The organism is Streptomyces sp. SudanB182_2057 (genome assembly GCF_964272715.1).
Lineage (GTDB): Bacteria > Actinomycetota > Actinomycetes > Streptomycetales > Streptomycetaceae > Streptomyces > Streptomyces rubradiris.
The window spans coordinates 4,466,253-4,481,638 of record NZ_OZ186798.1; the positions used below are offsets into that span (position 1 = coordinate 4,466,253).

The 15,386-nt window shown below is 70.5% G+C and carries 12 protein-coding genes and 4 tRNA genes; 5 read left to right on the forward strand and 11 right to left on the reverse strand.

The annotated features are described in order from the left end of the window. Positions 1 to 41 precede the first annotated feature (41 nt). Positions 42 to 1,571, forward strand: coding sequence for an amidophosphoribosyltransferase (purF, locus tag ACSURM_RS19525; RefSeq protein WP_436956640.1), 1,530 nt, complete (start codon positions 42 to 44; stop codon positions 1,569 to 1,571). A 36-nt stretch (positions 1,572 to 1,607) separates the two neighbouring features. Next, positions 1,608 to 2,672, forward strand: a complete 1,065-nt coding sequence (purM, locus tag ACSURM_RS19530) for a phosphoribosylformylglycinamidine cyclo-ligase (RefSeq protein ID WP_436956642.1) — start codon at positions 1,608 to 1,610, stop codon at positions 2,670 to 2,672. A 99-nt stretch (positions 2,673 to 2,771) separates the two neighbouring features. Here purM and ACSURM_RS19535 read toward each other — a convergent pair whose 3' ends face one another. Continuing rightward, positions 2,772 to 3,017, reverse strand: a complete 246-nt coding sequence (locus tag ACSURM_RS19535) for a DUF3073 domain-containing protein (protein WP_189994654.1) — start codon at positions 3,015 to 3,017, stop codon at positions 2,772 to 2,774. A 290-nt stretch (positions 3,018 to 3,307) separates the two neighbouring features. After that, positions 3,308 to 4,414, reverse strand: coding sequence for a Leu/Phe/Val dehydrogenase (locus ACSURM_RS19540; protein ID WP_436956644.1), 1,107 nt, complete (start codon positions 4,412 to 4,414; stop codon positions 3,308 to 3,310). Positions 4,415 to 4,613: 199 nt separating this feature from the next. Between ACSURM_RS19540 and ACSURM_RS19545 the strand changes: the two genes are divergently transcribed. Then, the gene (locus ACSURM_RS19545) at positions 4,614 to 5,456 is read left to right on the forward strand and encodes a hypothetical protein (protein WP_436956646.1); all 843 of its coding nucleotides are present in this window, start codon (positions 4,614 to 4,616) and stop codon (positions 5,454 to 5,456) included. Between the two features lie 519 nt (positions 5,457 to 5,975). Then, positions 5,976 to 6,182 (forward strand): developmental transcriptional regulator BldC, encoded by a 207-nt coding sequence (gene bldC / locus ACSURM_RS19550; protein ID WP_003949541.1) that lies wholly within the window; start codon positions 5,976 to 5,978, stop codon positions 6,180 to 6,182. 461 nt (positions 6,183 to 6,643) lie between these two features. Here the strand turns inward: bldC and ACSURM_RS19555 are convergent, their stop codons facing one another. The 3 genes from ACSURM_RS19555 to hrpA form a co-directional block, all read right to left on the reverse strand. Continuing rightward, positions 6,644 to 6,835, reverse strand: coding sequence for a DUF6274 family protein (locus ACSURM_RS19555; protein ID WP_436956647.1), 192 nt, complete (start codon positions 6,833 to 6,835; stop codon positions 6,644 to 6,646). Between the two features lie 131 nt (positions 6,836 to 6,966). After that, positions 6,967 to 7,041 (reverse strand) — tRNA-Asp (locus ACSURM_RS19560). Between the two features lie 93 nt (positions 7,042 to 7,134). Continuing rightward, on the reverse strand, positions 7,135 to 11,079 hold the full coding sequence (gene hrpA / locus ACSURM_RS19565) for an ATP-dependent RNA helicase HrpA (protein WP_436956649.1): 3,945 nt from the start codon (positions 11,077 to 11,079) through the stop codon (positions 7,135 to 7,137). Between the two features lie 115 nt (positions 11,080 to 11,194). On the opposite strand from hrpA, the gene ACSURM_RS19570 reads away from it, so the two are divergent. Then, complete coding sequence (locus ACSURM_RS19570; protein ID WP_436956651.1) at positions 11,195 to 12,229, forward strand: ABC transporter permease; 1,035 nt, start codon at positions 11,195 to 11,197, stop codon at positions 12,227 to 12,229. Here the strand turns inward: ACSURM_RS19570 and ACSURM_RS19575 are convergent. The 6 genes from ACSURM_RS19575 to ACSURM_RS19600 form a co-directional block, all read right to left on the reverse strand. After that, positions 12,226 to 12,537 carry a hypothetical protein gene (locus ACSURM_RS19575; protein ID WP_436956653.1) on the reverse strand — a complete coding sequence of 104 codons (312 nt, stop codon included), beginning with the start codon at positions 12,535 to 12,537 and terminating at the stop codon, positions 12,226 to 12,228. The genes ACSURM_RS19570 and ACSURM_RS19575 overlap by 4 nt on opposite strands. Positions 12,538 to 12,639: 102 nt before the next feature. Continuing rightward, the gene (locus tag ACSURM_RS19580; RefSeq protein ID WP_436956654.1) at positions 12,640 to 13,335 is read right to left on the reverse strand and encodes a histone deacetylase; all 696 of its coding nucleotides are present in this window, start codon (positions 13,333 to 13,335) and stop codon (positions 12,640 to 12,642) included. Between the two features lie 103 nt (positions 13,336 to 13,438). Then, positions 13,439 to 13,512 (reverse strand) — tRNA-Phe (locus tag ACSURM_RS19585). Positions 13,513 to 13,536: 24 nt separating this feature from the next. Beyond that, positions 13,537 to 13,611, reverse strand: a tRNA-Asp gene (locus ACSURM_RS19590). Positions 13,612 to 13,647: 36 nt separating this feature from the next. After that, positions 13,648 to 13,720 (reverse strand) — tRNA-Glu (locus ACSURM_RS19595). A gap of 81 nt (positions 13,721 to 13,801) precedes the next feature. Continuing rightward, positions 13,802 to 15,316, reverse strand: coding sequence for a metallophosphoesterase family protein (locus tag ACSURM_RS19600; RefSeq protein WP_436956656.1), 1,515 nt, complete (start codon positions 15,314 to 15,316; stop codon positions 13,802 to 13,804). Positions 15,317 to 15,386: the final 70 nt, after the last annotated feature.

The window sequence follows — 15,386 nt, forward strand, 5'->3', positions numbered from 1 at the left end:
CCAATTCGGACCAGTGGACGACCTCGCCTACACTCGGTGGCGTGCCACGTGGTGACGGTCGACTCAATCACGATCTGCTTCCCGGCGAAAAGGGCCCCCAGGACGCTTGCGGCGTCTTCGGCGTCTGGGCTCCGGGTGAAGAGGTCGCAAAGCTCACGTACTTCGGGCTCTACGCCCTCCAGCACCGGGGTCAGGAATCCGCGGGAATCGCGGTCAGCAACGGCTCCCAGATCCTCGTCTTCAAGGACATGGGCCTGGTCTCCCAGGTCTTCGACGAAACCTCGCTCGGTTCGCTCCAGGGTCACATCGCGGTCGGACACGCCCGCTACTCGACCACCGGTGCCTCCGTGTGGGAGAACGCCCAGCCGACGTTCCGGGCCACCGCGCACGGCTCCATCGCGCTCGGCCACAACGGCAACCTGGTCAACACGGCGCAGCTCGCCGAGATGGTCGCCGCCCTGCCCAACGACAACAACAGCCGCTCCACCCGGGTCGCGGCCACCAACGACACCGACCTGCTGACGGCCCTGCTGGCCGCCCAGGTCGACGAGGACGGCAAGCCGCTCACCGTCGAGGAGGCCGCGCACGCGGTGCTCCCGAAGGCGCGCGGTGCCTTCTCGCTCGTCTTCATGGACGAGCACACCCTCTACGCCGCCCGTGACCCGCAGGGCATCCGCCCGCTGGTCCTCGGCCGCCTGGAGCGCGGCTGGGTGGTCGCCTCCGAGTCCGCCGCCCTGGACATCACCGGCGCCAGCTTCGTGCGCGAGATCGAGCCGGGCGAGTTCGTCGCCATCGACGAGAACGGCCTGCGCAGCTCGCGATTCGCGGATGCGAAGCCCAAGGGCTGTGTCTTCGAGTACGTGTACCTGGCCCGCCCGGACACCGACATCGCCGGCCGCAACGTGTACCTCTCCCGGGTGGAGATGGGCCGCCGGCTGGCCAAGGAATCCCCGGTCGAGGCCGACCTGGTCATAGCGACCCCGGAGTCCGGAACCCCGGCCGCCATCGGCTACGCGGAGGCGTCCGGCATCCCCTTCGGCGCCGGCCTGGTCAAGAACGCCTACGTCGGCCGGACCTTCATCCAGCCCTCGCAGACCATCCGCCAGCTGGGCATCCGGCTGAAGCTGAACCCGCTGAAGGAAGTCATCAAGGGCAAGCGCCTGGTCGTCGTCGACGACTCGATCGTGCGCGGCAACACCCAGCGCGCCCTGGTCCGCATGCTCCGCGAGGCGGGCGCCGCCGAGGTGCACATCCGGATCTCCTCGCCGCCCGTGAAGTGGCCCTGCTTCTTCGGCATCGACTTCGCCACCCGCGCGGAGCTGATCGCCAACGGCATGAGCATCGAGGAGATCGGCACCAGCCTCGGCGCCGACTCCCTCGCCTACATCTCCCTCGACGGCATGATCGAGGCGACCACGATCGCCAAGCCGAACCTCTGCCGCGCCTGCTTCGACGGCGAGTACCCGATGGAGCTGCCGGACCCCGAGCTGCTCGGCAAGCAGCTGCTGGAGACCGAGCTGGCCGCCGGTCCCGCCGCCACGGCCGCGGCCGACGCGATCCGCCGCCCGTAACACCCCCCGCAGTACGACACGAAAGCTCTCACAGCCATGTCTGAGACAACTGGTGCCAGCTACGCAGCGGCGGGCGTCGACATCGAGGCGGGCGACCGCGCCGTCGAGCTCATGAAGGAATGGGTGAAGAAGACGCAGCGCCCCGAGGTGCTGGGCGGCCTCGGCGGCTTCGCCGGGCTCTTCGACGCCTCCGCCCTCAAGCGCTACGAACGCCCCCTGCTGGCCTCCGCCACGGACGGCGTCGGCACGAAGGTCGACATCGCCCGCCGCATGGGCGTCTACGACACCATCGGCCACGACCTGGTCGCCATGGTCATGGACGACATCGTGGTGTGCGGCGCCGAGCCGCTGTTCATGACCGACTACATCTGCGTCGGCAAGGTCCACCCCGAGCGGGTCGCGGCCATCGTCAAGGGCATCGCGGAGGGCTGCGTGCTGGCCGGCTGCGCCCTGGTCGGCGGTGAGACGGCCGAACACCCGGGCCTGCTGGGCGAGGACGACTTCGACGTCGCCGGGGCCGGTACGGGCGTCGTGGAGGCCGACCGCCTGCTGGGCGCCGATCGCATCCGCACGGGTGACACGGTGATCGCCATGGCGTCCTCCGGGCTTCACTCGAACGGGTACTCCCTGGTCCGCCACGTCCTGCTGGACCGCGCCGGGCTGTCCCTGGAGGCGGAGATCGCGGAGCTGGGCCGCAGCCTCGGCGAGGAGCTCCTGGAGCCGACGAAGATCTACTCGCTGGACTGCCTGGCCCTCACCCGCACCGCCGAGGTGCACGCCTTCAGCCACATCACCGGCGGCGGGCTCGCGGCGAACCTGGCCCGGGTGATCCCGGACGGCCTGCACGCGGTGGTCGACCGCTCCACCTGGACCCCGGGCGCGATCTTCGACCTGGTCGGGAAGACCGGCGGCGTCGAGCGCCTGGAGCTGGAGAAGACCCTCAACATGGGCGTCGGCATGATGGCGGTCGTCCCGCGGGAGTCGGCCGAGGTGGCCCTCGCGACCCTGGCCGACCGAGGTGTCGACGCCTGGGTGGCCGGCGAGATCACCGAGCGCGGCGAGAAGACCACGGGCGCCGAACTGGTCGGCGACTACGCGTAAGGCCGGGACGCGGGGCCCCGGCCCCGCGACGGCAGCACAAAACCCGGTCCGGTGCTACGGCCCCGGACCGGGAAAGTGCGGTGAAGCCCGCTGCAAGTGTTACGCGCCGCGACGGTGCTGCTGAGGACCTTCGTCCTCCTCGTCGTCGTCCTCATAGAGGTCGGCGTACCGTGCATACAGGTCGTCGTCGTGCTCATCGTCCTCGAAACGGTCGCCGTTCGGCGACTGGTTCGACGTCGATGCGCCCAGCTCCTCGGCCAGGCGTGAGAGGTCCGTCCCACCGCTGTTGTACTTCAGCTGGCGGGCGACCTTCGTCTGCTTGGCCTTGGCCCGGCCGCGCCCCATGGCTCGACCCCCTCAACGACGGGGCTCGACGGCCCCAGAGTCTGACACGCGTTCATGATCTGGAACGGACTCTCCGTGGAGAGGCCGGTCCGTAGGGCTTCCACGGTACCTGAGCCCGCGCCCATACGGTACGTCGCCCGCAGCACGCGCGTGTGCCCAGGACCTTCGAGGCGCCCCGTCCTCGCTGGTCAGTGGCGATTTTAACCACTTATCGGGGAACGACCCGCCGGGGGAAGTGAGAGTTCTCTCGAAGTTCCCGCCGACGGGTACCGCTCATGTGTACGAAACCACTAGCGCGCGGTGCGGCCCGCGCGGGCGTCGGCCATCCGCTGCTCGGCGATCCGGTCGGCCGCGGCGGCCGGCGGAATCCCGTCTTCCTTCGCACGTGCGAATATGGCCAGCGTGGTGTCGAAGATCTTCGACGCCTTCGCCTTGCACCGGTCGAAGTCGAACCCGTGCAGCTCGTCGGCCACCTGGATGACCCCGCCGGCGTTCACCACGTAGTCCGGCGCGTAGAGGATCCCGCGGTCGGCGAGGTCCTTCTCCACGCCCGGGTGGGCGAGCTGGTTGTTGGCCGCGCCGCACACCACCTTCGCGGTGAGCACCGGCACGGTCAGGTCGTTCAGCGCGCCGCCGAGCGCGCAGGGCGCGTAGATGTCGAGGCCCTCGACCCGGATCAGCGCCTCGGTGTCGGCGACGGCCCGCACGCCCTCGGGGTGCTGGTCGAGGATGCGCCGGACGGCGTCGGCGCGCACGTCGGTGATCACGACCTCGGCGCCCTCGTCGCGCAGGTGCCGCACCAGGTGGTGGCCGACCTTGCCGACGCCGGCGATGCCGACCGTGCGGCCGCGCAGCGAGGGGTCGCCCCACAGGTGCTGGGCGGAGGCGCGCATGCCCTGGTAGACACCGAAGGCGGTGAGCACCGAGGAGTCGCCGGCCCCGCCGTTCTCGGGGGAGCGGCCGGTGGTCCAGCGGCACTCGCGGGCCACGACGTCCATGTCCGCGACGTAGGTGCCGACGTCGCAGGCGGTGACGTAGCGCCCGCCGAGGGAGGCGACCATGCGCCCGTAGGCGAGCAGCAGGTCCTCGGTCTTGTCGCGCTCCGGGTCGCCGATGATCACGGCCTTGCCGCCGCCGTGGTCCAGCCCGGCCATGGCGTTCTTGTACGACATCCCGCGCGCGAGGTTCAGGGCGTCAGCGACGGCCTCGGCCTCGGTCGCGTACGGGTAGAAGCGCGTGCCGCCGAGGGCGGGGCCCAGGGCGGTGGAGTGGATGGCGATCACGGCCTTGAGGCCGCTGGCGCGGTCCTGGCAGAGCACGACCTGCTCATGGCCGCCCTGGTCGGAGTGGAACAGGGTGTGCAGGACATCGGCAGGCGCGCCGGTTACGTCGGTCACTGTGGTGACTCCTGTGTACTAGCGGCGAGTGGGGTCGGTCCCCGTACGGGTGGCGGGGAGCCGTGGCATGAGCGTAGAGCCTCGACCCCGTCACCATCCGCTCAGTGTTCAGGATCACTCCCCGGGGCCCGCCGCGCACGCATGTCCGTGGCACGATTCGCAGTGGTTTCGAGCCGGGCCCGATGGGGAGGGAGCAGGCGTGCCCAAGGTGTCCTCCGTGGTCGTCCCCTATGCCGCGTACCTGCGTGTGTACGAGCCGCTGGGCGCCTTCGCGGAGCCGGAGCGCGGCCACTGGGCGCGCTACGCCCGCCGCCCCGACCGTCCGTCCTACCAGGACGAACTGCGGCGTTCCCTGGCCGACTTGGTGGCCACCCCGCCGATCGCGGTGCCGGTGCACGAGAGCGGCGACGCCTTCGTGCTGGAGGTCGACGGGATCGTCTGCGTGTGCCCCTGGCGGACCCGGCTGCGCGGCTGGCAGGCCCTGGACGGCCTCGCGGAGGAACTGCCCCCGCCGGTGCTGGACGCGGTGCTGCCGCCGGTGGTGCGCCGGCAGGCGGCCCAGGACTACGAGCGCTGGCTCGCCCGCAACCCCGACGCCCGCCCGTGGATCCGCACGGCGACCTGGCAGGTGCCGCTGAACTGGTTCGTGCTGGTCTCGGACGAGGAGCGGCGGTACGACAAGGGGACCGCCGACGTGCCCCCGGTGCTGCGCTACCGCACCCCGATGGTGCAGGCCCGGCGCCGGGTGGCACGGGCGCTGCGCACCCTGCGGGACACCGTGGAGGAGGGGCCGCTGATCGACGGCGTGACGGACGTCGGCCGCTGGCTGGAGGAGTTCCACCCGCGCTCGCTGGTGGAGCTGGACTACGGCGGGCTGGTGCACGTGCTGCCGGCGGGCGAGCTGGAGGGCGACCACTCGGCGGCGGACGTGGCGGCGGGCATCGAGGCGCTGCGCCGGGGTGACGGGGTGGCCGCCGGGGAGGCGTACGGGCGGCTGGTGGAGCGCTGGCGGGCGGTCCGGGACCGGCGTTCCGCGAACTGAGTGGCGTGCGTCACAGTCAAACAGGCGCCGGAAGACGTACGTTCTACCTCGCTTGACCACCTGACGGGACGTTGGACACGATCTGGACTTTTGTCCCAAGGGTGATGGACCGCACTTACGAGGCCCTTGCCCTGGATGCCACCCCTCGTGCCAAAATAGGACAAGGAGTCCGGGGAGGGCTCCGTCCGTCCAACTATGCTCCACTATGGCCGGAATCTCAGCATTGCACGCTTTGGGGGGTCCGGTGACTCCTGAACGCCACTGTGACTGATCGTCACAGTGGAGTAACTGTCCGCTATGGCATGGTCCATCGGCTTCCGTCGCTGATGAACACCTGGGAGGGCAATTCCATCGGTTTGGCCGACGCGGCTGGACAGATGGTGTAGTTGTAGTGCCGAGGACAAGCCGTTCGTCCTATAACCGACTCGACTCGCGTCCGCCATTTCGGGCAACGCGGGTCAAGGTGCAGAATTTAGAGGAAAGAACCGAGAAGGTTCGGTTCTCCCGAGGAGGCCGCTCATGACCGCTCGCACCCCTGATGCCGAGCCGCTGCTGACCCCCGCTGAGGTCGCCACCATGTTCCGCGTCGACCCCAAGACGGTCACGCGGTGGGCGAAGGCCGGCAAGCTCACGTCCATCCGCACGCTCGGTGGACACCGCCGCTACCGCGAGGCGGAGGTCCGGGCGCTGCTGGCGGGCATCCCGCAGCAGCGCAGCGAGGCCTGAACAACCGCATAACCGGGCAAGGCGGACGGTCCCCCAACCGTCCGGGGCGCCCGGAACCCTAGCTCCAAACGACGCGGGTCCTGCCCCAACAGGCCCCACGCCCAAGCCGATGAGAACGTCATAGGCATACGGCACAGGGTGCGTCGTCGATCGCGCTGGACTCCGCCGGGTCCAGCGCGATCTTTTTTGTGTGCGGACCGGGGGCGGGGGCGGCGCTTGTGAGCGTCCTTGTCGGACTCTGGGGAGGCCTGTCGGAACACCTGTGCGCGAGGCCGGGCCGGAGTGCAATTGCACATATTGTATTGACCCGTTGTAGGGAGGGGGTAAGTACCCCTGTTTCCCGAAGCCGTGCGGTGACTCCCGTCACACTGTGGGGTGCTTGCCGCTCGCGGTCCGCATGGGTTAAAGGGAAGCTCCGGTTCCAGATCCCCACGCCTGTACGGGTGTTGGGGCCGACGGGGTCATCCGCGTCGGCGGCCCTCGCCCTCGGCGGTCTCCCGGTCGCCCTCCTGGCCCCGCGGGCCGGCGGCCATCGCCAGCCGCAGCAGGTGGTGACAGACGGGACAGTGGCGGGTGAGGTGCCGGTAGGACGAAGCGGCCGCCAGGTGGGCTCTCAGGAGCGCTCGCGTCTCGTGCCTGACCGACGCCGCCATACGCCACCTCCAGGGGCCGCACAGGAGGAACGGGCCCTGCTCCCTGGGTACCGGCGGAAACAGCGGCCGTCAAGGCCGCACGCCGACACGGCGCAAACGAAAGGGCCCCCTTCCGGGGGCCCTTCACTATGCGGTCCTGACGGGATTTGAACCCGCGGCCTCCACCTTGACAGGGTGGCGAGCACTCCAAACTGCTCCACAGGACCTTGCTCGCGGCGCTTGTTCGTGCGTTGCGCTGCGAGAAGGACTGTACAGGAGGGTGAGGCCCCCGGTCGAACTCACCCTCCGTACCGGGGCGGCTACGGCACCGCCGCGTCGATCGCCTTCACGATCCGCTTGTCCGAGACCGGGTACGCCGTGCCCAGCGCGTGGGCGAAGTAGCTGACCCGCAGCTCCTCGATCATCCAGCGGATGTCCAGCACCTGCTGCGGCACCGGGCGGCCCTGGGGGAGCTGTTCCAGCAGCCAGGCGTACTCGTCCTGCATCTCGTGCACCTTCTCCATGCGCGTGGTGTCCCGCTGCACGTTCGTCGGCATCTGCTGCAGGCGCCGGTCGGCGGCCACCAGATAGCGCATCAGGTCGGGCAGGCGCCGTATGCCCGCCCAGGTGACGAAGCCGGGCTTCACGAGGGCGTCCAACTGCTTGCGGACGTCGGTCAGGTTGGCGAGCAGCGCGGGGCTGTTCACGGCCTTCAGGCGCCGTTCACAGGCCTGCCAGGCGGCCAGCACCTGCTGCACCTGGGCGACCGTACGCACCGTGGTGTCCACGATCTCCGCGCGCACCTTGTCGTACAGCTTCCGGTACGACTCCTCGTCCCACACCGGGCCGCCGAAGTCCGCGATCAGCTTGTCCGCCGCCGCCATCGCGCAGTCGTCGAACACGGCCTGGACCGAGCCGTGCGGATTGGCGGACAGGGCCAGCTTCTGCTGGTTCGTCAGCTTGTCGGACGCGAACTTCGCCGGGTTCACCGGGATGTTGCGCAGGATCAGCCGGCGGGTGCCCTTCCACATGGCCTCCGCCTGCTCGGCCTCGGTGTCGAACAGCCGGACCGAGACCGTGTCGCCGTCGTCCACCAGCGCCGGGTAGGCCCGCACCGGCTGCCCGGCCCGGCGCGTCTCGAAGACCCGGTTGAGCGTGCCGATCGTCCAGTCGGTGAGGCCCCGGCGCTCCAGGGACTCGCCGCCCTCACGGGACGCGGTCGCCGCCGCGGCCTGGGACAGGGCCTTGCGCGCCTTCGGCTTCAGCCGGAGCTTCAGCGCCTCGAGGTCCTTGTCCTCGGCCAGCTTGCGGCGCCGCTCGTCGACGATCCGGAACGTGATCCTCAGATGGTCGGGGAGCTTCGACCAGTCGAAGTCGTCCGCCTCGAAGGGCACGCCGACCATCCGCTTCAGCTCGCGGGCCATGGTGACGGTCAGCGGCTCCTGGAGGGGCACCGCCCGCTCCAGGAACGCCTTGGCGTAGTTCGGCGCCGGGACGTAGTTGCGGCGGATCGGCTTGGGCAGCGAGCGGATCAGCTCCGTCACCACCTCCTCGCGCAGGCCCGGGATCTGCCAGTCGAAGCCCTCGTCCGTGACCTGGTTGAGCACCTGGAGCGGGATGTGCACCGTCACGCCGTCGGCGTCCGCGCCCGGCTCGAACTGGTAGGTCACCCGGAACTTCAGGTTGCCCTGGCGCCAGGTGTCCGGGTAGTCGGCCTTGGTGACCGCCTCCGCGGACTCCCGGATGAGCATCTCCCGCTCGAAGTCCAGGAAGTCGGGCTGCTCGTGCCGCTTGTGCTTCCACCAGGAGTCGAAGTGCGCGCCGGACACGACGTGTTCGGGCACCCGCTGGTCGTAGAAGTCGAAGAGGGTGTCGTCGTCGACCACGATGTCCCGGCGCCGGGCGCGGTGTTCGAGCTCCTCCACCTCGCTGAGCAGCTTGCGGTTGTCGGCGAAGAACTTGTGGTGCGTGCGCCAGTCGCCCTCCACCAGCGCGTTGCGGATGAACAGCTCGCGGGAGACCTCGGGGTCGATCCGGCCGTAGTTCACCTTGCGCTGGGCGACGATCGGTACGCCGTACAGCGTGACCTTCTCGTACGCCATCACGGCCGCCTGGTCCTTCTCCCAGTGCGGTTCACTGTACGTCCGCTTCAGCAGGTGCCCGGCGAGGGGTTCGACCCACTCGGGCTCGATCTTCGCGTTGACCCGGGCCCAGAGCCTGGACGTCTCCACCAGTTCGGCGGACATCACGAACTTGGGCTGCTTCCGGAACAGCGCCGAGCCCGGGAAGATCGCGAACTTGGCGTTGCGGGCTCCCAGGTACTCGTTCTTGTTGCCGTCCTTGACGTCCTTCATCCCGATGTGGGACAGCAGGCCGGCCAGGAGGGAGACGTGGACCCGGTCGGCCGGAGCGTCCTCCTCGTTCAGGCGGATGCCCATCTGCTTGGCGACCGTGCGCAGCTGGGTGTAGATGTCCTGCCATTCGCGGATGCGCAGGAAGTTCAGGTACTCCTGCTTGCACATCCGGCGGAAGGAGCTGGAGCCGCGCTCCTTCTGCTGTTCGCGGATGTAACGCCACAGGTTCAGATAGGCGAGGAAGTCGCTGGTCTCGTCCTTGAAGCGGGCGTGCTGCTGGTCGGCCTGGGCCTGCTTGTCGGCCGGGCGCTCGCGCGGGTCCTGGATGGACAGCGCGGCGGCGATCACCATGACCTCGCGGACGCAGCCGTTCTTGTCCGCCTCCAGGACCATCCGGGCCAGCCGCGGGTCGACCGGCAGCTGGGCCAGCTTGCGGCCGGTGTCCGTGAGCCGCTTGCGGGGGTCCTTCTGGGCCGGGTCGAGCGCGCCCAGCTCCTGGAGCAGCTGCACGCCGTCGCGGATGTTGCGGTGGTCCGGCGGGTCGATGAAGGGGAACTTCTCGATGTCGCCGAGGCCGGCCGCGGTCATCTGGAGGATGACGGAGGCGAGGTTCGTCCGCAGGATCTCGGCGTCCGTGAACTCCGGGCGGGCGAGGAAGTCCTCCTCGGAGTACAGCCGGACGCAGATGCCGTCGGACGTACGGCCGCAGCGGCCCTTGCGCTGGTTGGCGCTGGCCTGGGAGACCGGCTCGATGGGCAGCCGCTGGACCTTCGTGCGGTGGCTGTAGCGGCTGATCCGGGCGAAGCCGGGGTCGATGACGTACTTGATGCCCGGGACGGTGAGGGAGGTCTCGGCGACGTTGGTGGCCAGAACGATCCTGCGCCCGGTGTGCTGCTGGAAGACGCGGTGCTGCTCGGCGTGGGACAGCCGGGCGTACAGCGGCAGGACCTCGGTGAATCTGTACTTCTTCTTCTCCAGCGCGTCCGCCGTGTCCCGGATCTCCCGCTCGCCGGAGAGGAAGACCAGGATGTCGCCCGGTCCCTCGGCCATCAATTCTTCGACGGCGTCGGTGATGGCGGTGATCTGGTCGCGGTCGGCGTCCTCGGAGTCCTCCTCCAGCAGCGGCCGGTAGCGCACCTCCACCGGGTACGTCCGCCCGCTCACCTCGATGATCGGGGCGTCGCCGAAGTGCCGGGAGAAGCGCTCGGGGTCGATGGTCGCCGAGGTGATGACGACCTTCAGGTCCGGGCGCCGGGGCAGCAGCTGGGCCAGGTAGCCCAGCAGGAAGTCGATGTTGAGGGACCGCTCGTGGGCCTCGTCGATGATGATCGTGTCGTAGGCGCGCAGCTCGCGGTCGGTCTGGATCTCGGCGAGCAGGATGCCGTCCGTCATCAGCTTGACGAAGGTGGCGTCCGGGTTCACCTGGTCGGTGAAGCGGACCTTCCAGCCGACGGCCTCGCCGAGCGGGGTCCTCAGCTCCTCCGCGACCCGCTCGGCGACCGTCCGGGCGGCGATCCGGCGCGGCTGGGTGTGCCCGATCATGCCGCGCACACCCCGGCCCAGCTCCATGCAGATCTTGGGGATCTGCGTGGTCTTGCCGGAACCGGTCTCACCGGCCACGATCACGACCTGGTGGTCGCGGATGGCGTCCGCGATCGCGTCCTTCTTCTGGCTGACCGGCAACTGCTCAGGGTAGGTGACGGCTGGCACACGCGAGCGGCGTTCGGCCATCCGCTGCGCGGCGCGGTCGATCTCGGTCTCGATCTCGGTGAGCACGGCGGCGCGCGCCTCCGGCTTGCGGATCTTGCGCGCGCCCTCCAGCCGCCGCCCGATCCGGTGCGCGTCGCGCAGCGACAGCTCGGTCAGACGGGGGGCGAGGGTGCCGAGGGCGGGGGCAGGATGCGTAGACATACGCGATCCAGGATCTCACCCGGGGCGAAAAACACGCGAACGATTTGACCGGGGGCGGTGCGCGGTCCGGGGCATCGGGAGGCAGCTCGCACCACGGGATGCCAAAGTAACCGGTATGCCCGATTCGCGACGCTGGGCGGCCTTCCGGGAGTCCCCCTTCCTCCCCGCCACGGTCCTCGTCCTCATCCTCGCCGCCGCGGCCGGCCTCTTCGCCGGTTCGTACACGTACGCCATGGCCAACCCGACCCCGCACGGCATCCCGACGGCGGTCACCGGCCACTACGGCGACCCGGCCGCCCGGCGGTTCATCGACGGCATGGAGGAGGCGCTGGACGCCTCGATGCGGCTGCGCCCGTACGACAGCCGGGACGACGCGGTACGGGCCGTGGACGAGCAGCGGGTGTTCGCGGTGCTGGACGTGCCCGCCGGCGGCCGGACGGTCACCCTGGACGTGTCCGGGGCGTCCGGCGCGACGGTCGCCCAGGTGCTCGGGCAGGCGGCGCAGCAGGTCGGCAAGGCCACCGGGACCACCGTGGCGGTCCGTGACCTCAAGCCGTTGCAGCCGGGCGACCCGCGCGGGCTGGCCATCTTCTACATCACCCTCGCCGCCGTGATCATCGGCTTCGTCGGCGCCATCCAGCTCAGCGTGCACGCGCGGGAGCTGAACCCGCTGGAGCGGATCGCCTACACCGTCGCCTACTCGGTGCTCGGCGGGTTCACCATCGCCGCGGTGGTCGACTGGTGGCTGGGCGCGGTGCGGCTGCCGTTCGTCGAGTCGTGGGCCATCCTCGCCTTCACGATGTTCACGTCCGGCATGGTGTTCACGATGTTCAACACCCTGTTCGGCCGGTGGGCCATGCTGCCGACCTGGGGCCTGATGGTGCTGCTGGGCAACCCGTCGTCCGGCGGGGCCGTCTCCTGGCCGCTGCTGCCGTCCCTGCTCGGCACGATCGGCCGCTGGCTGCCGCCCGGCGCCTCGGTGAACGCCCAGCACACCGCCGTGTACTTCCGGGGCCACCAGCACGCGTTCCCGTTCCTGGTGCTGGCGGGCTGGGCTGCCGTCTCCTGTGCGGTCTTCCTGATCTGGCGCCACCGCCACCCGGGCGGGCGCCCGGTCGGGCCGGTCGCGGAGGAGGGCGGCAGGGCTTAGGAAGCGGGCGGGGCCGCCGGGGTGGTCTCGGGGTGTCTGCGGGCCGCGCCGTCGCCCAGCGCGATCGACTTGGCGGTGTTGGAGACTGCCTTGATGCCCAGGTAGGCCGTGGTCAGGCTGCTCACCGCGGTGAAGGCGGCGGTGAGGATGCCGACGATCACCCCCTTGTCCCCGTCGAGCTGCCAGACGCCGACGATCGCGACCGCGGCGATCGCGAGATTGCTGACGACGACCGCGAACAGCCCGTACCGGGCCCGGACCTTCTCCAGGTCGGTGTCCCGCCCGGCTCTGTCCTCGTTCCGGCTCATGTTCTCTCCCCCCGTGGCCGCGCACCTCGCGCGATGAGGCCGAACGTAGCGCCGGGCGGGCGCGGTGCCAAGGCGGTTACGGCGGGGCGGGACCGGCCCGGGTCAGGGTCCTCCGGGCGCCCGCTGCCCGTCCGCGCCGCTGTCCAGGAGCGCGGCCACGGCCCCGGGCGACCAGTGGCCGTCGGCGCCGGGGCAGGAGGCCACGTAGGAGGCGACCGCCTCGGTGTCCCACGCCCCGGCGGAGAGCAGGCCCGCGGCCAGGAAGCGGACGTAGGCGGCGGAGGGCGCGACCCACGGCACGTCGTTCATCCCCCAGGGCGCGGTGAAGGTGAGCACCGGCAGGCCGTCCACCTGACCGGCGCAGACGAGGGTCTCGTAGCGTCCCTCGCCGAGGACGGCGCGCCCGCGCGTGAGGACCTCCGCCAGGTCCAGGTCCCCGGTCGGCGGCCGGTACATCTCCTGTGCCGCGATGTCGGCGAACTGCCCGCTCGTCACCAGGTGCGCCCTGGCCAGTACCCGCCCGTCCGCCTCCGGGTCGTAGAAGGCGCGCCCGCCGCCCCAGACGGCGGATTCGGTGGCGAAGTACAGCGCACCGGTCAGCTCCACCGGGATCGACCGCGCCGGCATCGCGGGATCGCGGCACCCCGGGTACTCCCTGCGGGCCTCGGGCGGACGCCCGCCCTTGATGTAGGCGGCGAGCCGGTCCAGATGGGTGTTGGAACCGTACGAGGTGTACCAGACCCGCTCGGGATACCGGTCGAGCGGCAGCGTGGCATCGATGCTCGGTAATGCCTTCACCGTGGCGGCTCCGTGGGCGTACCGGGGGCATGGCGGGCAGGGCGGGTACGAAAGAGCCCCTCTCCGCGAACGAAGAGGGGCTCTGCCCTGGTCAGGGCGGCTGTGGCTGGGGCCGGGGTCGAACCGGCGACCTTCCGCTTTTCAGGCGGACGCTCGTACCAACTGAGCTACCCAGCCACGGTGTTTCACGTGAAACACCAGCGGTCCTGACGGGATTTGAACCCGCGGCCTCCACCTTGACAGGGTGGCGAGCACTCCAAACTGCTCCACAGGACCAAGCGTGCATGCAACAGTGTCGCACACGGTAATGCGTGCCCCCAACGGGATTCGAACCCGTGCTACCGCCTTGAAAGGGCGGCGTCCTAGGCCGCTAGACGATGAGGGCTATCGGCCCGCCTGGGCGCTTCTCAGCGCGTCGGGGACGTGAGAAGCATATGGGATGGCGAGGGGTAACGCCAAAACGGGTTTACGGAGAGGCGCTGGGAGGGGTGGCGGAAGGGGAGTTCGAGGGGGCGGTGGCGCCGGGCTGGTTCTCGTCCACCAGATGGCGGCTGACCTCGGCCGTCGTCAGGCCCAGTCCCCCGAGTTCGATCGCGTCCCATGCCTGTAGCCGGCGGCTGTCCCGGTCGAAGTAGAGGATCGATGCCTGGATCGGTGCGGGGTGCTCGCGCTCCACCGCCCGCAGCCCGCTGCCGCCGGTGGAGCCCTCCCGCCGCAGCCGGGTGCCGTACGGCAGCATCTGGGTCCCCTCGTGGTGCAGGTGCCCGCAGAGCACCAGCGGCACCTGGCCGTCGGTCTCCTTGGCGGCCGTCGGCTCGTGCGCCACCGCCACGTCCACCGGGGTCCCGGCCGCCTGCTGGTCGCGCAGGGCGCTGGCCAGCCGGGCGCCCGCCAGCCGCTCGGCCGCCTCACCACCGGGCACCGCGGAGCGGTCGGGGGTGAACTGCGGATCCCCGGTGCCCGCGAACCGCAGGCCCCCCACCGTCACGGCCCGGCCCTCGTCCAGCACGCGCACGTTCCGCATCCGCTCCAGATAGCGCTGGGTGGTCCGGGAGTCGTGGTTGCCGCGCACCCACACGTACGGCACGCCCAGGTCCCGGATCGGGTCCAGGAAGCCGTTCTCCGCCGCCGTGCCGTGATCCATCGTGTCCCCGGAGTCCACGATCACGTTCACCTGGTACTGCTTCACCAGCGAGCCGATGATCTTCCAGCTCGCCGGGTTGAGATGGATGTCCGACACGTGCAGGACCCGGATGGTGGTCGGATCCGGGCGGTAGGCCGGGAGGGTGGACGTGGCGTCGTACAGCTTCGTCACGTTCGTCACCAGGCGCGCCAGCTCGTGCTGGTAGACGTCGAACTCCGTGACGATGCTGCGGGCGTTGCCGACCACGGACGGCGCCGAGGCGAGCAGCCCGGAGAACCTCGGCTCCAGGACCGACTTCGGGTTCCAGGTGGCGTACGCCGACGCGCCCGAGGCGGCCAGCAGCGCCAGGGCCAGCCCGCCGGCCGCCAGGGCCCGGCGCGGGCGGCGGTAGACGGCGAGGCCGAGGGCGGTGGCCCCGAGGACCACGGCGACGCAGGAGCGTACGGCCAGGTCCCGGGTGCCGTGCTCGACGTCCCGGACGATCTCGTCCTGGAGCCCGGAGATCCGCTCCGGGTGGTCGACGAGGGCCTGGGAGCGCGGTGGGTCCAGCCGGTCGACGTCCACGTCCAGGCGGACCGGGGCCGCATGGCTGTCCAGGGAGAGCGAGCCCAGCGGGGACACGTCGATCCTCGTGCCGCCGCCGAGGGAGGGCCGCAGCGCCATCGTGGTGTCCACCGGGCCGACGGGGACCCGGACCGCCCCGACGACGAGCAGGCCGAGCCAGGCACCGGCCAGCACGACGGCGGCCATGCCGAGGGCGCGCGCCCAGGGGCGGGAACGCGCGGCGAGTTCGAGACGGGGGAGCGGGCGGGGGCGGGGCGGGGTCCGGTTCGGCATGCTGCTCGGGGCTGCGAGGGGGACGCGGGCTATTGGTGCCGTATTCCCACGTCAAGGGGTGGATATGCGG